The organism is Brevundimonas sp., from assembly GCF_019636155.1.
Classification (GTDB): domain Bacteria; phylum Pseudomonadota; class Alphaproteobacteria; order Caulobacterales; family Caulobacteraceae; genus Brevundimonas.
Genome location: NZ_JAHBYB010000007.1, coordinates 103,205 through 125,200, shown reverse-complemented (window position 1 = coordinate 125,200; position 21,996 = coordinate 103,205). Strand labels below are relative to the sequence as shown.

Here is a 21,996-nt window from a genome sequence, read left to right as displayed (position 1 = left end):
TTCAGGGGAGCCTTCAAAGGGGAATTCGATGAAACGCGCATACGCCGCCGGCCTGGTGTCGGCCCTGGCCCTTTCCGTCGTCCTGGGGGCGCCCGCCGCGGCCCTGGCCCAGGAGGCGCCGGCCGCCGCCGCGGCCACCCGGACCTATAGCGCCGCCCAGTTCTTCGAGACCACCAGCTTCGGCATGTCCGCCGGGGCCGGCCGCGCCTTTTCTCCGGACGGCGCCCATGTGCTGATGACCTCCGACGCCAGCGGGGTGTTCAACGCCTATGCCCAGCCCGTGGCGGGCGGCGATCCGGTTCCCCTGACCGCCTCGACCACCAGCGCGGCGCGGGCGGTCAGCTATTTCCCCGCCGACGGCCGGGTCCTGTTCAGCCAGGATGGCGGGGGCGACGAACTGGACCACCTGTTCGTGCGCGAACTGGACGGGTCGATCCGCGACCTGACGCCGGGCGAGCGGCTGAAGGCCGACTTCGTGGGCTGGAACACGGACGGCGCCACCCTCTATGTCGCCGCCAACGGGCGCGATCCGGCCGCCTTCGACATCCTGGCCATCGACGCCGCGACCTACGACAGCCGCATCGTCTTCCAGAACCCCGGCGGGCTCCAGCCCGTCGCCCTGTCGCCGGACGGACGCTGGCTGGTCCTGGACCGCCAGATCTCCAGCGCCAACAACAACCTGTATCTGGCCGACCTGGAGCAGGGCGGGGAGCCGCGCCTGCTGACCCCGCACGAGGGCGACGTGGCCTATGCGGCCTATGACTTCACCCCCGACGGCAAGGCCCTGCTGATCGCCACCAACGAGACCAGCGAGTTCGACGAGGCCCTGACCTACGATCTGGCCACCGGCCAGACCCGGCCTCTGATCCGCGCCGACTGGGACGTCAGCTTCGTCACCTATTCGCCCTCGGGCCGCTATCGGGTGTCGGGGCTGAACGCCGACGCCAAGACCGAGGTCAGCCTGATCGACACCACGACCGATCAACCGGTCGCCCTGACCGGCCTGCCGGACGGAGACGTGGGCCAGGTGCGGTTCAGCCAGGACGAGGCGCGCATCGCCTTCACCGTCTCGTCCGACACCTCGCCGGCGGATGTGTTCGTCGCCGACCTGGCGACCGGCCAGGCGCGGCGGCTGACCCACGCCCTGAACCCGGCCATCGACGAAAGCGACCTGGTCGAGGCTGTGATCGTCCGCTATCCGGGCGAAGGCGGGGTGATGATCCCGGCGGTCCTGTATCGGCCCAAGGGCGCCTCGGCGGCCCATCCGGCGCCGGCCGTGGTTCTGGTGCACGGCGGGCCGGGCGGCCAGACCCGGCGCGGCTATTCGGCCATGATCCAGCATCTGGTGAACCACGGCTATGCGGTGCTGGGCGCCAACAACCGCGGCTCGTCCGGCTATGGCAAGACCTTCTTCCACATGGACGACAAGGCCCATGGCGAGGCGGATCTGCGCGACATCGTGGCGGGCGGCGACTGGCTGCGCCAGCAGGACTGGGTGGCCGACGACCAGGTGGCGGTGATGGGCGGCTCCTACGGCGGCTTCATGACCGCCGCGGCCCTGGCCTTCCATCCGGAAGCCTTCGAGGCGGGGGTGAACATCTTCGGCGTGACCAACTGGGTGCGGACGCTGGAATCCATTCCCGCCTGGTGGGGTGCGCAAAGGGACGCCCTGTTCGACGAGATGGGCGACCCCGCCGTCGACGCCGAGCGGCACCGCCGCATCTCGCCCCTGTTCCACGCCTCGAACATCAAGCGGCCGCTTCTGGTGGTCCAGGGCGCCAACGACCCGCGCGTGCTGCAGGTCGAGTCGGACGAACTGGTCGCCGCGGTGCGGGCCAACGACGTGCCGGTCGAATACGTCCTCTTCCCCAACGAGGGCCACGGCTTCACCCGCCGCGACAACCGGATCACCGCCCAGGAGGCCTATCTGGCCTTCCTGGATCGATATGTGAGGAAAACGGGCGACTGACCGGCGTCAGGCTGCCGTCATCGGTCCGCGCCGGGCCTCGCGGCCGAGCAGGGTCGTCTCGGTGGGGGCCAGGCCGAACTCGGGCAGCACCTCGCGGTGCTGTTCGACCGGCGTCCTCATCAGGCGGCCCGCCAGCCGGTTCAGATTGCCTAGCGGCGTGTCCTGGACCCGGGCGATGAGGCCCGCGAACCGGGGCCAACGGGCCGGATCCACCCTCACCCGGATCGCCTCAAGGTTCATGCAGGCGGCGGTGACGGCGAAATCGGCCACGCCAGGCTCCTCTCCGAACAGGAAGCCGTCCTGAGCAGACACGCTTTCCAGATAGTCCAGGATTTCGGGCAGTTCGACGTCGCGCGCATGGGCCACGACGGCCTGGTCCGTCTCTCCGCCGAAGAAGCGCGGCTTCAGGGCGATCTGGAAGAACAGCTTCCAGCCCAGCACGTCGAACAGCCGGGTGTCTCCATACTCCTCCAGCCAGCGCGCCCTGGCCCGGTCGCGCGGATCGGCCGGCCATAGAGACGGCCCCGGTCGCGTTTCCTCGATATATTGGACGATGGCGCTTGAATCGTTGAGGATGAAATCATCCTCGATCCACACCGGAATGCGCCTGAGCGGACTGATCCTGGAAAAGCCGTCGTTCCCCATGAAAGGCGTGATCGGATCGACCGCGACCGTCACCCCCTTGACGGCGCAGGCCGCCAGCACCTTGCGGACATAGGGCGAGACCGGACTGCCGATCAGGGTGGCGGAGGCCATCCTAGGCCGCTTCGTCCTTGGGCAGGACGTCGGCGACCGTGGGCCGGTCGGCCTGGAAGCTGATGGCGATGTCGCGGCGCTTGACGATCTCGCCGCAGCACGAACAGGCCAGCCGCGGCGTCAGTTCGGCGCCGCAGGTCGTGTGGGTGAAACTGACCCCCGCGTCCATCTCGCCATACAGGTGTTTCAGCCCCCAGCCGTGCAGGGTCAGCAGCACGTCCGACAGGTCCTTGCCCTTGGCGGTCAGCACATATTCGTTGCGCGGCGGCCGTTCGGAATAGAGACGCGGTTCCAGCACCCCGTGCGCCACCAGGGTCTTCAGCCGCGCGGCCAGGACGTTGCGCGCTACGCCCAGCCGCTCCTGCCACTGTTCGAACCGGCTGACGCCCTGAAAGGCGTCGCGGATGACCAGCAGGGTCCAGGGATCGCCGATCACCTCCAGCGTCGCGGCGATCGAACAGCTTTGTCGGGAATAGTCTGCGGTGCGGCCCATGGGTCCAAGGTGACCTCGCGTCAGGCTTTTGGCAAGTGGGTTGCCAATCGGGACGCAGTAAGTCAGTCTTGTTTTGCAACGGACAATCCCCCGAACGGGCCGGAGCGTTCCTGCATCCCTCGACTGGGGCGAGAGGCGTCTGACGCCTTTCGCCCTCCTTTTCCTCCGTCTATGCCCGCCCCATGACCGTGACCGTTTCCGACGCTCTGACCCTGACGCCCAGCGGCGATGACCTGATCGCCCGGCTGTCGGGCGACTTCTCCAACGGCCGGCAGGACCAGCCGCCCGAGACCGGCTTTCCGTTCGGCGGCCTTCTGGCGGCCCTGTGCGCCCAGGCGATGCGCCACGGCCTGGGCCTGACCGCGCCCCTGCGGACCCTGTCGGTGCAATATCTGGCCGCCGCCCGGTTCGAGGACGACCTGGCCTTTCGTCCCCGGCTGCTGCGCGGCGGCCGATCCGTCGCCTATGCGGCGGTTCAGGCGCATCAGGACGGCCGCCTGACCCACAGCGGCTCGGCCACCTTCGGCGGCGACGGCGACGGGCCCGCGCTCGCCGAGATCGCGGCCCCTCCCCCGCCCCTGGACAGTCTGGACCCGGCCGCCACCATCGCCGGCCCCATGGCCCCCCGCTTCGCCCAGCATGTCGAGTTCAGGTTCGACGGCGGCCCCAACATCCTGGGCGGCAATGAGGGCCGGCCGGTGGTCGAGCGTCTGTGGATGCGGATCGCCGATGGGCGGCCGCTGGACGAGGCGCGGCTGTGCTACCTGCTGGACGCCCTCTATCCCCCCGCCTGGACGGCCAGCCGGCGACCGCCGATGATGACGACGGTGGACCTGCGCTACGACATCCTGGCCGATCCGAACCCCGAGACGGCGCCCGACGGCTGGGCCTTCTTCGAGTTCCACATGCTGGACCTGGGGCTGGGCTGGACGGTGGACGACGCCGTCTGCTGGGGCGCGGACGGACGGCCCCTGGCCCTGTCGCGGCAGAGGCGCAAGCTGATCCCGCCGCGCCGGGCGGCGCAGGCCTGAACCTGATCCTCCCCCATCGGGGGAGGATTTTTCCTCAGCCTTCCTTCACCATCATCGCCCTAGATGGGCGGATCAGGAGACGCTCCGCCATGATCCGATCCTTCTCGCGCCTGCCCGCCCTGACCGCCGTCCTGAGCGCCGGTCTGATGCTCCAGGGCTGCCTGGTCGGGGCCGCGGTCGGCACGACGGGCGCCGTCATCGGCGGGGCGGCGAAAGCCACGGGCGCGGTCGTCGGCGCCGGCGTGGACGCCGTCACCACCTCGGACGAGGAAACCCGCCTGCGCCGCGAACGCGAGGCGCGCGAGGAACAGCGCCGCCAGGACCGCTGCGAACGCCGCCAGCGCCAGGGCAAGCGCTGCTGACCGGCATCCTGTCTCCTCCCCATCAGCGATGGGGAGGTGGATCGGCGGCATAGCCGACGAGACGGAGGGGTTCTGTCTTCGTGTCGTGAAGAGCCCCTCCACCGCTTCGCGGTCCCCCTACCCATGACATGGGGAGGAGACGCTTCATCTTCTCAAAGTGTCAGGGTGCACCGCTCGTTGATCGTCGGCCGCCCCACGGTCACCCGGCACAGACCCGGCCATTCCGGCTGTAGCCGCCCCACGAACCACAGGCACAGCTTCTCCAGGCTGGGCAGCTCCAGCCCCGGCTTGTCGTTCAGCAGGCCGTGATCCAGTTCTTCCGCCGCCGCCTTCAACGCGCGGTCCAGGGCGCCCAGGTCGGCGACCCAGCCGTGATCGGCGTCCAGCGTCTCGCTGCGCACCGTCGCCTCGACCATGAAGGAATGGCCGTGCAGGCGGCGATAGATGCTGCCCTCCGGCTCGTTGGGGAAATGGTGGGCCGCGTCGAAGGTGGCCGCCTTGGTGATCTCGAACTGCATCAACGCACGCCGATGTATTTGTGGGTCTGGACGCTGAGGCGCCACTGGGGATGGGTCAGGCAATAGGCGATGGCCGCCGTCGTATTGGCCGCCTGGTCCGGGCCGTCCATGGGCTGAAGCCAGAACCGCTCGAAATCCATGCCGGCGAACCGTTCGGGCCGCGCCAGGGCCTGGGGGAAGACCAGTTTCAGCTCCTGGCCCGACGTCTGAACCACCGGCGCATCGGCCTTGGGGCTGACGCAGATCCAGTCCAGGCCAGGGGGCGCCGCCACCGTGCCGTTGGTTTCCACCGCGATGTCGAAGCCCCGCGCCTTCAGCGCCGCGATCAGGGCCGGGTCCAGTTGCAGCAACGGCTCGCCCCCGGTGCAGACCACCAGCTTCGGCGCCCCGTCCGGCCCCCGCCACATCGCCGCGACATGGTCGGCCAGGGCTTGTGCAGTGCGGAATTTGCCGCCGCCGTCGCCATCGGTCCCCACGAAGTCGGTGTCGCAGAAGTCGCAGACGGCCGTGGCCCGGTCCCGCTCCAACCCGTTCCACAGATTGCAGCCGGAAAAGCGCAGGAAGACCGCCGGCCGCCCGGCCTGGCCGCCCTCGCCCTGGATGGTCAGGAAGGTCTCCTTCACCGCATAGGTCATGAGGCGACCCATTCGGCATGGCCCGCGGCCCTGAGCTCGCAGGCCGGGCAGGCGCCGCAGCCATAGCCCCAGGCGTGGCGTTCCCTGCGTTCGCCTAAGTAGCAGGTATGGCTGTCCTCGACGATCAGTTCGACCAGGGCGTCGCCGCCGATCCGGTGCGCCAGGGCCCAGGTCTGGGCCTTGGTCAGGGCCATCAGCGGCGTCTCGATGGGAACCGGCTTGTCCAGCCCCAGGCTCAGCGCCCGGCTCATGGCCTGGATGGTGTCGTTGCGGCAGTCGGGATAGCCGGAATAGTCGGTCTCGCACATGCCGCCGACCAGCACGCCCAGCCCCCGCCGGTCCGCCAGCGCCGCCGCCGCCGTCAGGAAGATCAGGTTCCGCCCCGGCACGAAGGTGGTCGGCAGGCCCCGCGCGTCCATCTCGATGGCCCGTTCAGCCGTCAGGGCGCTGTCGGCGATGCGGCCGTATCCGGTCAGGTCGACGACATGATCCGGTCCCAGCCGGTCGGCCCATTGCGGCAGGACACGCGCCATGGCCTCGCGCACCGTCTGGCGGGCCTGCATCTCGACCGCATGGCGCTGGCCGTAGTCGAAGCCGACCGTTTCCACCCGCCCGTATCGCTCCAGCGCCCAGGCCAGGCAGGTGGCGCTGTCCTGCCCGCCCGAGAACAGGACGAGGGCGGAATCCGGCGTGTGTGACGAGGGTTGGCTCATGGCGAATCTGCGGTCGGCCACGGGCCGCGCGCATGTATCCAGGTCGGGGTGTGTCGTTGATGGGCGGGCCTTCTACACCAGGGCGCGGCGCGGCGCAAAACAGGTCATTCACGCGCGTGAGAATTTTTTGGCGCCGCTTAACCCTTCCGAAAACCGTTCGCGGTTAATGTCCGGACGTCTGACGGGAGTTGCGGCCGGTATGCCGACCATCGAAGCGTTGACTGAACGGTCCGAACCGGCGACGCCGGAGACGCCCGCGAACGAGATTCTGGCGCGCTTCGAACGCGAACCCGACACCCTGGCCATCGCCGTGGTGCGGGAGCGCCGGCCCGTGGGCCTGATCGAGCGCGACTCCTTCCTGCTGAAGATGGCCTCGCCCCTGGGGCGCACCCAATATGGTCACCGCGCCATCGAACACATGATGGACCGCGAGCCGGCCGTGATCGAGGCGGGGGTTCGGATCGACGCCGTCTGCGACGTGCTGGTCCGCAGCGAGCCCGGCGCCCTGTTGCGCGGCTTCGTGGTGACACGGGGCGGTGTCTATTTCGGGGTCGGGTCCTGCCTCGCCGTATTGAAGGCCATGCATGAACAACGGCTGGCCGACGGCCGGCTGATGGCCGAACAGAGCCGCGCCCTGGCCGACAGCGAGGCCCAGGCCCGGACGGCCGCCCAGGCCAAGAGCCGGTTCCTGAACGTCCTGGGGCACGAACTGCGCACCCCGCTGAACGGGGTTTCGGCCGTCGCCGACCTGTTGCGGCGCCAGCCCCTGAACAGCGCGGCCCTGGCCCATGTCCAGACCATTTCCGATTCTTCCGAGACCGTCCTGCGCGTCTTGCAGGACGCCCTTGACCTTGCCCGCGCCGAGGCGGGCGAACTGGCCATGGCCCCGGCCCCCACGCCGCTGCGGGCCCTGATGGACGAGGTCCAGACCCATTGGGCGCCGCGCGCCCAGCAGGGCGGCCACACCCTGCTGATCGGGTTCGAGGGCGACACCGAACTGGCCGCCGAGATCGACGGTCCGCGCCTGAAGCAGGTGTTCAACACCCTGGTCGGCAACGCCCTGCGGTTCGCCCGCGGCGGCATGGTCGAGGCCGGTCTGAAGGCCTGGGTCGAGGACGGCCAGGTGCGGATCGAGGCCCGCGTCCGCGACGACGGCCAGGACATCGACATCGACGCCGACATCTTCGAACCCTTCGCCAAGGGAACCGCCGCCGACGGCGCCGGCCTGGGCCTGTCCATCTGCCGCCAGCTGATCGACCTGATGGGCGGCCGCATCTGGGCCGAGAACAACGCCGGGCGCGGCGCGACCTTCGCCTTCGACCTGACCGCGCCGCGCGCCCAGGTCCAGACCGAGGCGGCCAGCAACATTTCCGACCTGGAGGAACTGGCGCTTCAGTCTCAGCCCCACATCCTGATCGTCGACGACAACGCCACCAACCGCGTCGTCGCCCAGGCCCTGTGCGAGATGTTCGGCTGCACTTCGGAACTGGCCGAGGACGGTCTGGAGGCCCTGGAGGCGGTCCAGGCCCGGCCGTTCGACCTGGTGCTGATGGACATCAAGATGCCGCGCATGGACGGGGTCCAGGCGACCCAGGCGATCCGCGCCCTCAGCGGCCCGGTCAGCCAGATCCCGATCGTGGCCCTGACCGCCAACGCCGATCCCGAGGACGCCAAACGCTATCTGGCGACCGGCATGGCCGCCGTGGTCGAAAAGCCGATCAAGCCCGAACGCCTGCGCCGGGCCATGAACGCCGCCATGAACCTGGAGGCCGAGACCCAGGCCCCGGCCGAGGCGCCGGTCAAGGGATGTTCGGCGGCCTAAGCTCCCCCTCTCGAAGGCGTTTCGTCTGGGGAATCCGGCGCCTCGTCGTCCTCGTCGTCATAACCGACCAGTCGCAGCGCGCGGCCCTTCAGCCCGTTCAGTTCGCACCAGCGGATCAGCCCCTCCTCGCGGCCGTGGGTGATCCAGATCTCCTCGGGCGACAGCTCGCGGAAGGTGGCCGTCAGCTCGGTCCAGTCGGCGTGATCCGAGATCACCAGCGGCAGTTCGACCCCCCGCTGGCGCGCCCGCGCCCGCACCCCCATCCAGCCCGAGGCGAAGGCCGTCACCGGGTCGGCGAAACGCCGCGACCAGCGGTCCTGGATGGCCGACGGCGGCGCCACCGCCACCTCTCCGCCCAGGGCGTTTCGGGGCAGGCCGGTCGCCGGGGCCAGCGGCCCCAGCTCCACCCCCTCGCGCTCATAAAGGGCGTTCAGCCGCTGCAGGGCGCCATGAACGTAAATCGTCCGGTCCCAGCCCATTTCGCGCAGGCGACGGATCACCCGCTGGGCCTTGCCCAGGGCATAGGCCCCGACCAGATGGGCCCGATCCGGAAACTGGCGCAGCGACAGCAACAGCCGCCCGATCTCCTCCTCGTCCGGCGGGTGGGTGAAGACCGGCAGGCCGAAGGTCGCCTCGGAAATGAAGACGTGACAGGGCACGGGCTCGAACGGCGCGCAGGTCGGGTCGCGCCGCCGCTTGTAGTCGCCGGACACCACCATCTTCAGGCCCTTCCAGTCCAGCACCACCTGGGCCGACCCCAGCACATGGCCGGCGGGGACCAGCCGGATGTCGACCCCGTTGATCGCCGTCGCCTGGCCATAGGGCGCCGCCTGGGTGCGGCCGGCGAAGTCCTGGCCATAGCGTTCGGCCATGATGGCCAGGGTCTGGGGCGTGGCCAGGACGACGCCATGGCCCGCCCGGGCGTGGTCCGAATGGCCATGGGTGATGACGGCGCGGTCCACCGGTCGGACCGGATCGACGTGAAAATCGCCGGGCGGGCAATAGAGGCCGGCGGGGGTGGGCCGCAGCAGGTCGTCGGGTCGGATCATGTCAGCCGTTCAATCGGGCGATGGCGGACGACACAACGCACTCGACGGCCATCGGTCGCCCCGGCATGATCGCTCCCTCCCATGACCCAGTCCGATCTTCTGTCCATCCTGCCCCAGCTGGCCTCCGGCGCGGCCCACACCCATGCCCTGGGATTCGTCTATGACGGGCTGACCGATGACAAGGCCGTGCGCATCCGCGTTCCCCGTCGGCCCGATCTGGTCGGCGACGCCGAGACCGGCGTCCTGGCCGGCGGCCTGGTGACCGCCCTGCTGGATCACGTCGGCGGGCTGGCGGTCTGGATCGCCATGGACGCCTTCCGGCCCATCGCCACCCTGGACCTGCGCGTCGACTACATGCGGGCGGCCGCGCCGGGGCGCGACCTGATCGGACAGGCCCGCTGCTATCGACTGACCTCGACCATCGGCTTCGTCCGCGCCTGGGCCTTCGAGGACGATCCCGACGACCCGGTCGCCGCCGCCCAGGCCGCCTATATGGTCAGCGAAGAGCGCAACGCGGGGTCGCCGTCATGACCGACACCGCCCGCATCCTGAACCGGATCCCCTATGCCGGCTTCCTGGGGCTGAGGGCCGACGCTTCGGATCAGGGGGATCGCGTCGTCATGCCCTTCGCCGACCATCTGATCGGCAACCCGATGTTGCCGGCCCTGCATGGCGGATCGACGGCGGCCCTGCTGGAGATCACCGCCATCGCCCTGGTGGCGGTGCGCTATCCCCGCCCTCGCCTGCCCAAGCCGATCAATGTGACGGTCAGCTATCTGCGAAGCGGGCGGCCGCGGGACACCCACGCCTCGGCCCAGATCCGCCGCGCGGGGCGACGCGTTCTGCACGTCACGGCCGAGGCCTGGCAGGACCAGGGCGCCGATCCCATCGCCACCCTGAATGCCCACTTCCTGCTGGGCCAGGACGCCTGATGGTTGACGGTTGATATTGAACACAACTCATGATTGCTTCCCACGGTGACGCTTGGTCACCCGTGGGAGGAGTTCTTCATGACCAGACAAGATATCGGCGAGAGCCTGGCCGGCCGGCTGTTCGCGGCCGAAAGCGCCATCGACGCGGCCCTGGCCGAGACGGCGACCCTGGCGGCCATGCTGCCGGCGGCGCGGGCCCAGGCCTATCTGTCGGCCGTCAGCGGTCAGCGCGCCTTCGACGGCGCGGCCGCCTCCATATCGGCCCTGGCCGAGGCGCGCTCCCACCTGGTCCAGACCCACAACACCCTGGCCGCCCTGGCCCGCAAACTAGGGCTGGACACCCTGGCCTCAGGCCCTGTCGACAAGCCCGACGACCTGCCGCCGCGCACCGGCGGCGGAATAGCGCCGGCCCGCGAGGAGGCCGCGCCCTGACGCCGATGCAATCAGGGTAAACAAATCCCTACCAGATTCGCCTGGAGCGTGTTAATCTCCCGTTTACTGTTCTTTTTGGGAGAGGTTGTATGGACAGGACTGACATCATCGCGGGCGTCGCCGGCGATCTTCACGCCACCGAAAAGGCCATCGATACGGCCATCAGCCAGGCCACGACCCTGGTCCAGTCCATGATCGCCGGGCGCGCCGCCCTGGAACTGTCGCCGGTCTCCGGCGCGGTGTCCCAGACCAAGGCGATGGAAACCGTCGCGGCCCTGAGCACGGCGCGCGAGGCGATCGTCGCCTGCCACGCCGAGCTGCAGAAAGACCACCGCCGGATGGGCTGGGGCGTCTATGCCGCCGGCCCGGTCAACAAGCCGGACGACTGGGAAACCCCGATGGGCGGACCGCGCGGCCACCTGACCCGCGTCGCGTGAATTCGCGTTAAGATCGGTCATGGTCGTTTCGTAACGGCCAGACTCCTTGCTATGGTCGCCCCCGTGTCGTTTCGGCATGGGGGCGATTTCATGTTCGATACCCTCTACGCTCAGATCGGCGCGATCGTGATGATCGCGGTGGGCGTCTTCGCCTTCGTCAAGGGCGACGAGCCGGAACGGATCGGCGCCGGCGCCTATCTGTTCGCCTGGTTCGCCTCCTTGCTGGTCCAGGGCGACGGGCGGCTCTACGACGTCCAGTGGGGCATGTTCGCCATCGACATCATCATGCTGCTGGTGTTCGGCGGCCTGGTCTGGAAGTCGCGGCGGTCCTGGCCGGTCTGGGCCTGCGCCCTGCAGCTGCTGGCGGTCATGAGCCACATCATGATCATGGTCGATCTGCGGACCCCGGTCGCCTCCTTCTACACCGTGCTGAACATCGCCAGCTACGGCATCGTCCTGTCCATCGCCATCGGCACCTTCTGGGCCTGGCAGGAACGGCGGGCCGCCGGACTGGAATAGGTGGATATTCCTATCGCCCCCCTGTAGGCTGCGGGCGAATCGGGACGCCGCGCCTTGCCTCTTTCGCATGCCAAGATCTGGAAGGCGCTGGACACCCTGGCCCAGCGCGAGGGGCTCAGTCCGTCCGCACTGGCGCGCCGGGCCGGGCTGGACCCCACCGCCTTCAACCGTTCCAAACGCCTGGGGCCGGGCCAGCCGCCGCGCCCCCGCTGGCCTTCGACCGAAAGCCTGACCGCGGTGCTGGAGGCGACCGGGGTCTCCCTGGCCCAGTTCGCCGCCCTGGCCGAGGATGACGCCCCGGCGACCATTCCCCTTCTGGGCCTGGCCCAGGCGGGTCAGAACGGCTTCTTCGACGACGCGGGCCTGCCCCTGGCCGAGGGCTGGGACCAGACCGATCTGCCGCGCGCGTCGGACAGCCTGTTCTCCCTGCGGATCACGGGGGATTCCATGGCCCCCCTGTACCGTGAGGGCGACCGCGTCATCGTCGATCGGGCCGCCGCCGACATCCGGCGCGGCGACCGGGTGGTGGTCCGCACCCAGGCCGGCGAGACCCTGGCCAAGGAGATCGCCGCCCTGACCACGCGCCAGGTGGTCCTCGCCTCGATCAATCCCGCCTATCCGCCCCGCACCCTGGCCCGGGGCGAAATCGCCTGGATGGCCCGCATCCAGTGGGTCAGCCAGTAGCCCAACGCTCAGGCCGCCAGCGCCCGCGCACCCAACAACAGCTAATGCGCTCAAGCAGCGAGCCGACGCGTGGCGAGCGTTAGTGCGCCAATCGCCCTCAAGCAGCGAGCGACCGAGTCGCGAGCGGTAGGGCAAGAAAAAAGCCGCCCTTTCGAGCGGCCCTTCCCTGCTACCGAACCCTGAGCTCAGTAGGCGCGCACATAGTCGGCGCTGACCCAGCCGCCGCCGGCGATCTGGACCCAGCCGGGTTCCGAGCCAACGGCCGTTACCGGTTGACCGGCCGACAGACTGCCCACCTGGCGATAGCTGACGCCCGGACCGGAACGGATGCGCAGGTTGGAGGTGGCCTGGACCATATTGCCGTTCGACTGACCGGCGGCGCGGGCGCGTTGCTGGTTGCAGCCGATATAGCTGCCGGCCGCGGCGCCGGCGGCGGCGCCCGCCACGGTGCCCAGGGTGCGCTCGTTGCGCGCCACGTTCGAGCCGACGACCCCGCCGACAACGGCGCCCAGCAGGGCCCCGGTCTGCTGGCGGCCGCCCGGGGCGTCGCAGTTGGTGATCCCGTTCGCCTGTTGCGCCGCGGCGGCGCCCGGCAGGGCCACCGGGGCCAGACCGCCCAGCAGGGCGGCGACGGCGACGGCGGCGGACATACGGTTCGACATGGCTCTTCTCCTGTCATCGCGTTGGTCGATGCGGAAACAATGCCTCAGACGCCCCGAAGGCTCCCCTGAACGCGCCGTTGTTTTCGGTTCATGTTTGTTGCCCTACCGCTCGGCTCGCGGAGCCTCGCTGCTTGAGGGCGTAGGTAAGCCGCCCCTTCTCCCCTCGGGGGAGAAGGTGTCATGCAGCGCATGACGGATGAGGGGGATGCGTCCCCGCGCAGACCGTCAGACGATCGGGGTGGATCAGCCTTCCCCCTCATCCGAGCGGTTCCGCCGCCCACCTTCTCCCCCGAGGGGAGAAGGATCAGGGCATCAGCCCGCCAGTTCACCCGCCGCGCCGCGTTCGATCAGCTCGATCGTCTGGGGCAGGCCGTAGATGGCGGCGAAGGAGCCGAAGCGCGGCCCCTGGCTGGCGCCCAGCAGCACTTCATACAGGGCCGCGAACCAGGCGCGCAGGGGCTGGAAATCGTGTTCCTTGCCCACCGCATAGACCGCGTTCTGGATCACCTCGCCATCCGTAGTGTCCGCCGGCAGGGCGCGCAGACGCCCGGCCAGGTCGCGGAAGGCCGCCGCCTCCTGTTCCGTGGGTGCGCGATAGGTCTTCGCGGGCTTCACGAAGTCCTCGTAATAGTTCAGCGCCCGGTCCATCAGTTGGTCCAGCACCGGCTCGGACTGCGGCGTCGCCTGCGGCAGATAGCGCGCCATATAGGCCCACAGCTGGTCCTTGGACGAGGCGTTGGCCACCCCCACCAGGTTCAGCAGAAGGGCGAACGACACCGGGCTGGCCACCCTCGGCGGCGCGCCCGCATGGATCGACCAGACGGCGTTGTCGATCTGCTTGGCCGGCTCCTGCGACGCATACTGGTCGATGAAGCTCAGATAGTCGTCGATGGCGCGCGGAATGACGTTGAAATGCAGGCTCTTGGCCGACTTGGGCGACTGGAACATATACCAGGACAGGCTCTCGGGCGTGCCGTAGCGCAGCCACTGGTCCATGGTCAGGCCGTTGCCCTTGGACTTGGAGATCTTCTTGCCCTCGATGTCCAGGAACAGTTCGTAGTTGAAGCCTTCCGGCGCCACCCCGCCCAGGGCGCGACAGATCTTGCCGCTTTCGCGCACGCTTTCGATCAGGTCCTTGCCCGACATCTCGTAATCGACGTCCAGCGCGGTCCAGCGCATGGCCCAGTCGGGCTTCCACTGCAGCTTCACATGACCGCCGGTGACCGGAACCTCGGTGCGCCCGCCGGCCGGGTCGTCGAAGACGATGGTCCCCTTCTCGATGTTCCGCTCCAGCGTCGGAACCTGCAGCACATGGCCGGTGATCGGGCTGATGGGCAGGAAGGGCGAATAGCTGGCTCTGCGCTCGGGGCCCAGGGTCGGCAGCATGATGGCCATCACCGCCTCATACCGCTCCAGCAGCGTCAGCAGGGTCGCGTCGAACCGGCCCGACCGATAGGTCTCGGTCGAGCTCATGAACGCATAGTCGAAGCCGAACGAATCCAGGAACGCCCGCAGCCGGGCGTTGTTGTGGGCGCCGAAACTGTCGTGCGTGCCGAACGGATCGCGCACCCGCGTCAGCGGCAGATGCAGGTCTTCGGTCAGCATCTGCGGGTTCGGCACCCCTTCGGGAACCTTCCGCAGGCCGTCCATGTCGTCGGAAAAGGCGATCAGCCGTGTGGGCCAGTGGTCGCCGGTCAGGGCGCGAAAGGCGTTGCGCACCATGGTCGTGCGCGCCACCTCGCCGAATGTGCCCATGTGCGGCAGGCCCGACGGCCCATATCCCGTCTCCAGGATCACCGGCCGGTTCAGCGCCTCGAACGTCGTCAGCGCTTCGTCGGTCTTGCCCGCGTCGATCAGCAGTTTCGCCGCATCCCGCTCGGCGTCGCTCAGCCGCTTCTTCAGCACATGGGCCAGAAGATTGCGGGCCTGTTCAAACGGCCAGGACTTGGCGTCGCGCGCCAGGGTTTCGAGGTTCTGCAGCATGCCGGGCGGTTTGCAGCCTCACGCGCGGCGGGTCAACGACTGCCGTGCGCGCCCCGCTCGTCTCCTCCCCGTCGCGCAGCGATGGGGAGGTGGATCGGCGGCGTCAGCCGACGAGACGGAGGGGTTCTGTCTTCGTATCGCGAAGAACCCCTCCACCGCTTCGCGGTCCCCCTCCCCATTCCATGGGGAGGAGACAGGGGCGGTCAGGCTTGACCCACCCCCGCCAGCATGGCCTTTGCCCCGCCTAATGAAGACCGCCGACTTCGATTTCGACCTGCCCGAGGACCGCATCGCCCTGCGGCCGGTGGAGCCACGGGATTCGGCCCGGCTGCTGGTCGTGCGCGAAGGCGCCCTGGAAGACCGGATCATCCGCGACCTGCCGGACGTCCTGCGGCCCGGCGACGCCCTGGTGTTCAACGACACCCGGGTGATCCCGGCGCGGCTGTCGGGCGTACGCGACCGTGACGGGTTGAGGGTGGCGGTCGAGGCCACCTTGCACCACCGCGACGCCCCCGACGTCTGGTCCGCCTTCATGAAGCCGGGCAAGCGGATCAAGCCGGGCGACCGCATCACCTTTTTCCTTATCCCCTCGGGGGAGAAGGTGGGCGCCGGAGGCGCTCGGATGAGGGGGATGGATGACCCCAACTCCCCGCCACCAAGCCTCGCCGCAGACAGCCCCCTCATCCGTCATGCTCCGCACGACACCTTCTCCCCCGAGGGGAGAAGGAACGCCTCGGCCGCCTGTATGCTCGGGGCGTTGCAAGCGACCGTCGAAGCCAAGGGCGAGGATGGGCTGGTGACCCTGCGCTTCGACCTGTCGGGTCCCTTCCTAGACGAGGCCATCCGCGATGTCGGGGTCATGCCCCTGCCGCCCTATATCGCCGCCAAACGGCCCGAGGACGACCGCGACCGGTCGGACTATCAGACCGTCTTCGCCGAACACGACGGCTCGGTCGCGGCGCCCACGGCGGGCCTGCATTTCACCCCCGCCCTGCTGGACGCCATCCGCGCGCGCGGCGTCACCACCCACGCCGTGACCCTGCATGTCGGGGCCGGCACCTTCCTGCCGGTCAAGGCCGACGACACGGCCGACCACCGCATGCACAGCGAATGGGGCGAGGTCTCGGCCGAAACCGCCGCCGCCCTGAACGCCGTGCGCGCCGCCGGGGGCCGCATCGTCTGCGTCGGCACCACCAGCTTGCGCCTGCTGGAAAGCGCGACGGGGCCGGACGGGACGGTCAGCGCCTTCCACGGCGACACGGCCATCTTCATCACGCCCGGCTATCGGTTCCGCGCCGTGGACGTGCTGATGACCAATTTCCACCTGCCCAGATCGACCCTGTTCATGCTGGTCAGCGCCTTCTGCGGGCTGGAGACGATGAAGACCGCCTATGCTCATGCGATCCAGAGCGGCTATCGCTTCTATTCCTATGGCGACGGCAGCCTGCTGTTCCGCACCTGAAGCTCCCTCTCCCGGCGGGAGAGGGCTTGAGGCTCGCAGAGCGAAGCGAGGCGTATAGCCGAAAGGGTGAGGGGTTACGGTGTCCGACCATTCTCCGCCGGACGCCCTCACCCTTTCGCGCAAGGCCGATCGCCTGTCGGCTCTCGGGCGCTCAAGCCCTCTCCCCTCGGGAGAGGGATTCCCGTAATGGCCTGAGCGTCCACATCTGTGGCCGCCGCCCCTTTGAAACCCCTGCCGATTTCGAGTTCCAGAACAGATCAACCTGCCGCCCCTCCCTCCTGAGTTATGATCGGCAGGCCATCACCTCGCCGCCCCGTCCCGGTTGCACCAATTGCACCTTTTGGACTCTCTTTTTTCGAGTGCAATCTTGCCCTTCCCCTTCGACATCTCCGCCACCGACGGCCGCGCCCGCACCGGCGTGCTGAAGACCGCGCGCGGCGACATCCGCACCCCTGCCTTCATGCCCGTCGGCACCGCCGCGACGGTCAAGGCCCTGACGGTGGATCAGGTGGCCCAGACGGAGGCCGACATCCTGTTGGGCAACACCTATCACCTGATGCTGCGCCCCGGCCCGGAGCGGATGCAGCGGCTGGGCGGCCTGCATGAATTCATGCGCTGGAGGAAACCCATCCTGACCGACAGTGGCGGCTTTCAGGTCATGAGCCTGTCGGGCATCTCCAAACTGACCGAGGAAGCCGTCACCTTCTCCAGCCATATCGACGGCTCCAGACACGTCCTGACCCCGGAACGGTCCATCGAGATCCAGGCCGACCGGCTGGGGTCCGACATCGTCATGCAGTTGGACGAATGCGTGGCCTGGCCCGCCGAAGAAAAACGCGCGCGCGAGGGGATGGAGCTGTCCGCGCGCTGGGCCCTGCGCTCGAAAAACGCCTTCGGGACGCGGGACGCCCAGGCCCTGTTCGGCATCCAGCAGGGCTCAACCTTCCGGAACCTGCGCCAGGAAAGCTCTGACCGGCTGCAGGAGATCGGCTTCGACGGCTACGCCATCGGCGGCCTGGCGGTGGGCGAAGGCCACCAGGCCATGTGCGAGGTTCTGGACTACGCCCCCGACATGCTGCCGGCCGACCGGCCGCGCTATCTGATGGGCGTCGGCAAGCCGGTCGATCTGGTCGAGGCGGTGTGGCGCGGGGTCGACATGTTCGACTGCGTCCTGCCCACCCGCGCCGGGCGCCACGGCCAGGCCTGGACCTGGGACGGGCCGATCAATCTGAAGAACGCCCGCTTCGCCGAAGATCAGGACCCGCTGGACCCCGCCGTCCCCTGCCCGGCGTCACAGGACTATTCAAAGGCCTATCTGCATCACCTGATCCGCGCCGACGAAATCCTCGGCAAGGTGCTGTTATCCTGGCACAACATCGCCTTCTTCCAGACCCTGACGGCGGCCATGCGGGCGGCGATCAGCGAGGGCCGGTTCGAGGCCTTCCGCCGCGACTTCCACGCGCGGCATGTGTCGAATTAGCGCCGCGCGCGCCGGGGCTGGAACCAGCTGGGCGCCGCCGGCGGGGCGCAGTTGCGCTGCATCCCCACCCCCTTCAGGAAGGCGCGCCGCATCCGCCCTGCCTGGATGGCGGACTGGACATGGCGGCTGTGGGCCTCGGCCCCGGACAGGCGGCGGATCCAGCTGCGGCCGGGGATGAAGTCCGTGGTCGTGTCGCGCACGGCGTCCAGGGCGGCGCGGGACGCGGCGTCGGCGGCCCGCTCGCTCATGAACCGGCCGTCGGGGCTGGGCGGCTCGTCCATGTCGGGGCCCAGGGCCTCGTCCAGCCGGGCGATCTCGGACGCGATGGGCCGGCACTGGTTCAGGTTGCGCAGGTCATAGGGGTTGGCCTCGGCCTGCAGCAGGACGGTGGGGATCTGCTGGCGGCGCAGGTTCAGGTCGTCCAGAGGCGCGGTCGCCGCCGCTCCGAACCCGCGTCCGAACTGCCCCGCCCCCTCGGCCGCCGACCGGCCGGCGTTGCACCCGCACAGGGCGATCAGGGCCGGCATGGCGATGAGGAAGGCAACAGGCTGGCGCATGGAACCCATTCAACACGCGCCGACCCGGAAGGAAAGCGCCGCCATGGTACGTCCTCTCGGGCTCGAACCGAGGACCCTCTGATTAAAAGTCAGATGCTCTAACCAACTGAGCTAAGGACGCATCGCATGGCGGCGAGGGCGCCTTCTGTTGCATCCGGCGTGTCAGGTCAAGCCTCGGCCTTGCCCAACAGGCAGAAGACCAGCCGCATCGCCGCGTCCGGCCCGGCGAACAGGATGGCGTTCTGGCCGAATGCGTCCCCCAGGTCGCAGGCCTGCTGGAAGCTGAGCCCCAGGGCCACCAGGCTGGGCTCGGCGTCCCAGCCGCCGTCAGGGTCGCGCCCCTCGGCGCCCAGCCATGACAGGCCCAGGGCTTCGATCCGCGCCTTCAGCCGGGTCTGGTCCGCCTGGTTCTCGGCTTCGCTGCGCGGCTGGCTGCGCGGGTTCCAGGCCGTCAGGAAACAGGCGGTGGCGGCGCCCCTCGCCGCCATGATGTCCGACAGGGCCGGACAGGGCCGGCCCAGGCGCATCGCGGCCTCCCCGCCGCAGGGCAGGGCGACGACATAGTGGGCGCGGACATAGGCGTCGGCGCAGGCGGCGAGCGAACGGTCCATGAGGCGGATCATGACCCCCGGCCCTCGCGGGTCAAGCTCGACCGGGCGAGGGTCGGGCGGCTAAGATCGGTCCATGCCTCCCCTTTCCGGCTTCCGCATCCTCGAGTTCGACGGCCTGGGGCCGGTCACCTTCGCGGGGATGATGCTGGCCGACCTGGGGGCCGAGGTGCTGCGGCTGACCCGCGCCGACGGCGGCGGGGCGTTCGAGGATGTCGGCGGGGCGGTGCTGCATCGCGGGCGGGCCGTCGTGCCGGTCGATCTGAAGGCCGAGGCCGACCGGGCGCGGGTGCTGGACCTGGCCAGAAGCGCCGATGCGGTGATCGAAGGGTTCCGGCCTGGGGTCATGGAACGGCTGGGCCTGGGGCCCGACGCCCTGGCCCGGGACAATCCGCGCCTGGTCTATGGCCGGGTGACCGGCTGGGGCCAAGGCGGGCCCCTGGCCGATCAGGTCGGGCACGACATCAACTACATCGGGCTGAGCGGCGTCCTGCATGCGATGGGCGAGCCGGATCGGCCGCCGCGCCCGCCGCTGAACCTGGTCGGCGACTATGGCGGCGGGGCCATGATGCTGGTCGTCGGCGTCCTGGCGGCCCTGCTGGAGGCGCGGAAGACGGGGCGGGGCCGCGTCGTCGATGCGGCCATGACGGACGGATCGGCCCTGCTGGCGGCCCTGTTCCCGGCCCTGGCGGCGCGAGGCCTGTGGTCCGACCGGCGCGGGGCCAACCTGCTGGACGGCGGGGCGCCCTTCTATCGCTGCTACGCCTGCCGGGACGGCGGCTTCGTGGCCGTCGGCGCCCTGGAGCCGCGCTTCTATGCGGCCCTGCTGAAGGGGTTGGAGATCGACCCGGCCGAGGCGCCCCAGCAGGAGTTCGCGCTCTGGCCAGGCCTGCACGCGCGGTTCGCCGCCGTCTTCGCCACGCGCGACAGGGACGACTGGGCCGACCGTTTCGCGGGCACGGAGGCCTGCGTCACCCCGGTCCTGACATTCGAGGAAGCGGCCGCCCATCCCCATAATCGCACGCGCCAGACCCATGCGCGGGCCGGGATCGTCCAGCCCGCCCCCGCGCCCCGCTTCGACGGCCAGGTCGTCCCCGTCTCGCCCGAACGGCCCAGGCTGACGCTGGACCAGGCGCTGGAGCGCTGGCGCTAGGCTACGGCCGTCGCCCTTGTCGCCCTGGCAGGTTCGGCGCAGGCCATGGCCAGGGTCTGGGCCAGCAAGGGCGGATCGATCGGCTTGGTCAGGAAGGCGTAGACCCCCGCCTCGTCCCAGGCGGCGCGATGCACATCCATGGCGTTGGCGGTCAGGGCGATGACGGGCACGTCGCCGTTGACCCCCGCGCGGATGCGTCGGGTGGCCTCCAGCCCGTCCATGACCGGCATCTGCATGTCCATCAGTATGGCGTCGAACCGTTCGGCGGCGGCGGCCTCGACCGCCTCGGCCCCGTTCTCGACCAGGGTCAGGCGGCACCCGTGCGGCGCCAGCAGCAGGTTCAGGATGCGGCGGTTCACCTCATGGTCGTCGGCAGCCAGGATGGAGCGGCCGACCAGGCCCTGGTCGTCCAGACCCGGCTGGGCCTGGACCGGCGCGGCGGCCGCGGCGACGACGCGCATCGGCAGGCCCAGGGTGAAGGTCGAGCCGCGTCCCGGCGCGCTCTCGGCGTACAGATCGCCACCCATCAGCTCGGCCAGGCGACGGCTGATCGTCAGGCCCAGGCCGGTGCCGCCGAAACGGCGGGTCGTGCCGGCGTCGACCTGTTCGAACCCGTCGAAGACCCGCGCCAGCCGATCCGCCGGAATGCCGCAGCCGGTGTCGGCCACCGCCACCTCCAGCCGGCCGGGCGCGCGCCAGGCGGCGGTGATGGAGATCGTCCCTTCGGAGGTGAATTTGACCGCGTTCGACAGCAGGTTGAACAGGATTTGCTGGAAGCGCAGCGGGTCGGTCCGCACCCGTTCGGGCAGGTCGTCCGGCAGGTCCAGGGTCATGCGCACCCCATTGGCCGCCGCCCGCCCGTCCCACAGCCGGACCATGGCCGACAGCTTGTCCCGCAGGTCCAGGTCCGCCTCTTCCAGCTGCATCCGGCCCGCCTCGATCTTGGAGAAGTCCAGCACGTCGTTCAGCAGGCCCAGCAGCACGTCGCCGGCGTCCATCAGCATATCGACATGTTCGCGCTGGTCGCGGTCCAGCCGGGTGCGGCGCAACAGGTTGGCGGCCGAGATCACGGCGTTCATGGGGGTGCGGATCTCATGGCTGATCACGGCCAGGAAGTCCGATTTGGCGGCGCTGGCCACCTCGGCCTTGCGCCGTTCGGTCTCGGCCAGGTCGCCGGCCTCGCGCAGGGCGCGGGTGGTGCGCGAACTCTGGCGCACAGCCGCGACCAGATGGGCCAGATACAGCAGGCCGCCCACGGCGATCAGCAGTTGCACCGCCGTGCCGGAGATGGCGGCGCTGACGATCGGCAGGCCCAGGAAATAGAGTCCGTGCGGGATCGCCGTCGACAGCAACAGGGCGCGCGAATGCTGCATGTGCAGGCTGACGTGCAGCAGGCCGCCCGCGACCTGGATCATGGCGAAGACCCGGCCCGCCTCGCCGCCGGAGAACCACAGATAGGCGGCGATGCTGGAATAGATCAGGACGTTCAGCGTCGATGAGGCGCAGCACAGGATGCGCCGGCCCGGCCCGACCTCCGTCTCCGGCGCCAGCCGGACGGGGCGGAAGACCAGCCAGTCCAGCCCCTGGCTCGCCAGGACCAGCACGAACCAGATCAGAGGCCAGTGCGACGGCGCCGCAACCCAGGCGAACAGGCCGATGAAGGCCGCCAGCGCCAGCCGGGTCGGCAATTCGCGCCGTCGGACCTGCGCCACCAGGGCGTAGGGGCTGGTTGTGATCAT

The 21,996-nt window shown here is 69.5% G+C and carries 24 protein-coding genes and 1 tRNA gene; 13 read left to right on the top strand and 12 right to left on the bottom strand.

The window, feature by feature from the left end:
• The first annotated feature begins 28 nt into the window (after positions 1-28).
• Complete coding sequence (locus KF910_RS09750) at positions 29-1,969, top strand: S9 family peptidase (RefSeq protein ID WP_292261225.1); 1,941 nt, start codon at positions 29-31, stop codon at positions 1,967-1,969.
• A 6-nt stretch (positions 1,970-1,975) separates the two neighbouring features.
• Here KF910_RS09750 and KF910_RS09745 read toward each other — a convergent pair whose 3' ends face one another.
• Both KF910_RS09745 and KF910_RS09740 read right to left on the bottom strand, forming a co-directional pair.
• On the bottom strand, positions 1,976-2,725 hold the full coding sequence (locus tag KF910_RS09745; RefSeq protein ID WP_292261223.1) for a glutathione S-transferase family protein: 750 nt from the start codon (positions 2,723-2,725) through the stop codon (positions 1,976-1,978).
• A gap of 1 nt (position 2,726) precedes the next feature.
• Complete coding sequence (locus tag KF910_RS09740) at positions 2,727-3,218, bottom strand: winged helix-turn-helix transcriptional regulator (RefSeq protein WP_292261220.1); 492 nt, start codon at positions 3,216-3,218, stop codon at positions 2,727-2,729.
• Positions 3,219-3,400: 182 nt separating this feature from the next.
• Between KF910_RS09740 and KF910_RS09735 the strand changes: the two genes are divergently transcribed.
• Together KF910_RS09735 and KF910_RS09730 are read left to right on the top strand one after the other, a co-directional pair.
• Complete coding sequence (locus KF910_RS09735; protein ID WP_292261217.1) at positions 3,401-4,249, top strand: acyl-CoA thioesterase; 849 nt, start codon at positions 3,401-3,403, stop codon at positions 4,247-4,249.
• 89 nt (positions 4,250-4,338) lie between these two features.
• Positions 4,339-4,611, top strand: coding sequence for a hypothetical protein (locus KF910_RS09730; protein ID WP_292261214.1), 273 nt, complete (start codon positions 4,339-4,341; stop codon positions 4,609-4,611).
• Positions 4,612-4,763: 152 nt separating this feature from the next.
• On the opposite strand, the gene KF910_RS09725 is transcribed toward KF910_RS09730, so the two are convergent.
• From KF910_RS09725 to queC, 3 genes are read right to left on the bottom strand one after another with little or no spacing between them, the layout of a single operon-like run.
• Complete coding sequence (locus KF910_RS09725) at positions 4,764-5,129, bottom strand: 6-pyruvoyl trahydropterin synthase family protein (RefSeq protein WP_292261211.1); 366 nt, start codon at positions 5,127-5,129, stop codon at positions 4,764-4,766.
• Positions 5,129-5,764: a 7-carboxy-7-deazaguanine synthase gene (gene queE, locus KF910_RS09720; RefSeq protein WP_292261208.1), complete on the bottom strand. Its 636-nt coding sequence runs from the start codon at positions 5,762-5,764 to the stop codon at positions 5,129-5,131. Before queE ends, KF910_RS09725 begins: the two co-directional genes overlap by 1 nt.
• Positions 5,761-6,477, bottom strand: coding sequence for a 7-cyano-7-deazaguanine synthase QueC (gene queC, locus KF910_RS09715; RefSeq protein ID WP_292261204.1), 717 nt, complete (start codon positions 6,475-6,477; stop codon positions 5,761-5,763). Before queC ends, queE begins: the two co-directional genes overlap by 4 nt.
• A 199-nt stretch (positions 6,478-6,676) precedes the next feature.
• Between queC and KF910_RS09710 the strand changes: the two genes are divergently transcribed.
• Complete coding sequence (locus KF910_RS09710; RefSeq protein WP_292261201.1) at positions 6,677-8,299, top strand: response regulator; 1,623 nt, start codon at positions 6,677-6,679, stop codon at positions 8,297-8,299.
• Here KF910_RS09710 and KF910_RS09705 read toward each other — a convergent pair.
• Positions 8,296-9,348, bottom strand: a complete 1,053-nt coding sequence (locus KF910_RS09705; RefSeq protein ID WP_292261200.1) for a ligase-associated DNA damage response exonuclease — start codon at positions 9,346-9,348, stop codon at positions 8,296-8,298. The genes KF910_RS09710 and KF910_RS09705 overlap by 4 nt on opposite strands.
• A gap of 81 nt (positions 9,349-9,429) precedes the next feature.
• On the opposite strand from KF910_RS09705, the gene KF910_RS09700 reads away from it, so the two are divergent.
• The 6 genes from KF910_RS09700 (at position 9,430) to KF910_RS09675 (ending at position 12,352) form a co-directional block, all read left to right on the top strand.
• Positions 9,430-9,879: a PaaI family thioesterase gene (locus tag KF910_RS09700; RefSeq protein WP_292261197.1), complete on the top strand. Its 450-nt coding sequence runs from the start codon at positions 9,430-9,432 to the stop codon at positions 9,877-9,879.
• Positions 9,876-10,280: a PaaI family thioesterase gene (locus KF910_RS09695; protein WP_292261194.1), complete on the top strand. Its 405-nt coding sequence runs from the start codon at positions 9,876-9,878 to the stop codon at positions 10,278-10,280. The genes KF910_RS09700 and KF910_RS09695 overlap by 4 nt, the downstream gene beginning before the upstream one ends.
• A gap of 78 nt (positions 10,281-10,358) precedes the next feature.
• Positions 10,359-10,712, top strand: a complete 354-nt coding sequence (locus tag KF910_RS09690) for a hypothetical protein (RefSeq protein ID WP_292261191.1) — start codon at positions 10,359-10,361, stop codon at positions 10,710-10,712.
• 89 nt (positions 10,713-10,801) lie between these two features.
• Positions 10,802-11,149: a hypothetical protein gene (locus tag KF910_RS09685; RefSeq protein ID WP_292261190.1), complete on the top strand. Its 348-nt coding sequence runs from the start codon at positions 10,802-10,804 to the stop codon at positions 11,147-11,149.
• A gap of 90 nt (positions 11,150-11,239) precedes the next feature.
• On the top strand, positions 11,240-11,668 hold the full coding sequence (locus tag KF910_RS09680; protein WP_292261187.1) for a hypothetical protein: 429 nt from the start codon (positions 11,240-11,242) through the stop codon (positions 11,666-11,668).
• A 54-nt stretch (positions 11,669-11,722) separates the two neighbouring features.
• Positions 11,723-12,352: a S24 family peptidase gene (locus tag KF910_RS09675; protein ID WP_292261184.1), complete on the top strand. Its 630-nt coding sequence runs from the start codon at positions 11,723-11,725 to the stop codon at positions 12,350-12,352.
• Positions 12,353-12,537: 185 nt separating this feature from the next.
• On the opposite strand, the gene KF910_RS09670 is transcribed toward KF910_RS09675, so the two are convergent.
• Together KF910_RS09670 and KF910_RS09665 are read right to left on the bottom strand one after the other, a co-directional pair.
• Positions 12,538-13,014, bottom strand: a complete 477-nt coding sequence (locus tag KF910_RS09670) for an SH3 domain-containing protein (protein WP_292261182.1) — start codon at positions 13,012-13,014, stop codon at positions 12,538-12,540.
• 312 nt (positions 13,015-13,326) lie between these two features.
• Complete coding sequence (locus KF910_RS09665) at positions 13,327-14,997, bottom strand: lysine--tRNA ligase (protein WP_292261179.1); 1,671 nt, start codon at positions 14,995-14,997, stop codon at positions 13,327-13,329.
• On the opposite strand from KF910_RS09665, the gene queA reads away from it, so the two are divergent.
• Positions 14,996-16,459 carry a tRNA preQ1(34) S-adenosylmethionine ribosyltransferase-isomerase QueA gene (gene queA, locus KF910_RS09660; protein ID WP_416354696.1) on the top strand — a complete coding sequence of 488 codons (1,464 nt, stop codon included), beginning with the start codon at positions 14,996-14,998 and terminating at the stop codon, positions 16,457-16,459. The two genes, KF910_RS09665 and queA, sit on opposite strands and share 2 nt — an antisense overlap.
• A gap of 364 nt (positions 16,460-16,823) precedes the next feature.
• Positions 16,824-17,939, top strand: coding sequence for a tRNA guanosine(34) transglycosylase Tgt (tgt, locus tag KF910_RS09655; RefSeq protein ID WP_292261301.1), 1,116 nt, complete (start codon positions 16,824-16,826; stop codon positions 17,937-17,939).
• Here the strand turns inward: tgt and KF910_RS09650 are convergent.
• The 3 genes from KF910_RS09650 to KF910_RS09640 all read right to left on the bottom strand — a co-directional run bounded on the left by KF910_RS09650 (position 17,936) and on the right by KF910_RS09640 (position 19,107).
• On the bottom strand, positions 17,936-18,496 hold the full coding sequence (locus tag KF910_RS09650; protein WP_292261173.1) for a hypothetical protein: 561 nt from the start codon (positions 18,494-18,496) through the stop codon (positions 17,936-17,938). The two genes, tgt and KF910_RS09650, sit on opposite strands and share 4 nt — an antisense overlap.
• A 44-nt stretch (positions 18,497-18,540) precedes the next feature.
• Positions 18,541-18,617, bottom strand: a tRNA-Lys gene (locus KF910_RS09645).
• A 46-nt stretch (positions 18,618-18,663) separates the two neighbouring features.
• Positions 18,664-19,107 (bottom strand): DUF3293 domain-containing protein, encoded by a 444-nt coding sequence (locus KF910_RS09640; RefSeq protein WP_292261171.1) that lies wholly within the window; start codon positions 19,105-19,107, stop codon positions 18,664-18,666.
• 73 nt (positions 19,108-19,180) lie between these two features.
• Here KF910_RS09640 and KF910_RS09635 point away from each other — a divergent pair, with 73 nt between their 5' ends.
• Positions 19,181-20,257, top strand: coding sequence for a CaiB/BaiF CoA transferase family protein (locus KF910_RS09635; protein WP_292261169.1), 1,077 nt, complete (start codon positions 19,181-19,183; stop codon positions 20,255-20,257).
• On the opposite strand, the gene KF910_RS09630 is transcribed toward KF910_RS09635, so the two are convergent.
• Positions 20,254-21,996 (bottom strand): ATP-binding protein, encoded by a 1,743-nt coding sequence (locus tag KF910_RS09630; RefSeq protein ID WP_292261166.1) that lies wholly within the window; start codon positions 21,994-21,996, stop codon positions 20,254-20,256. The two genes, KF910_RS09635 and KF910_RS09630, sit on opposite strands and share 4 nt — an antisense overlap.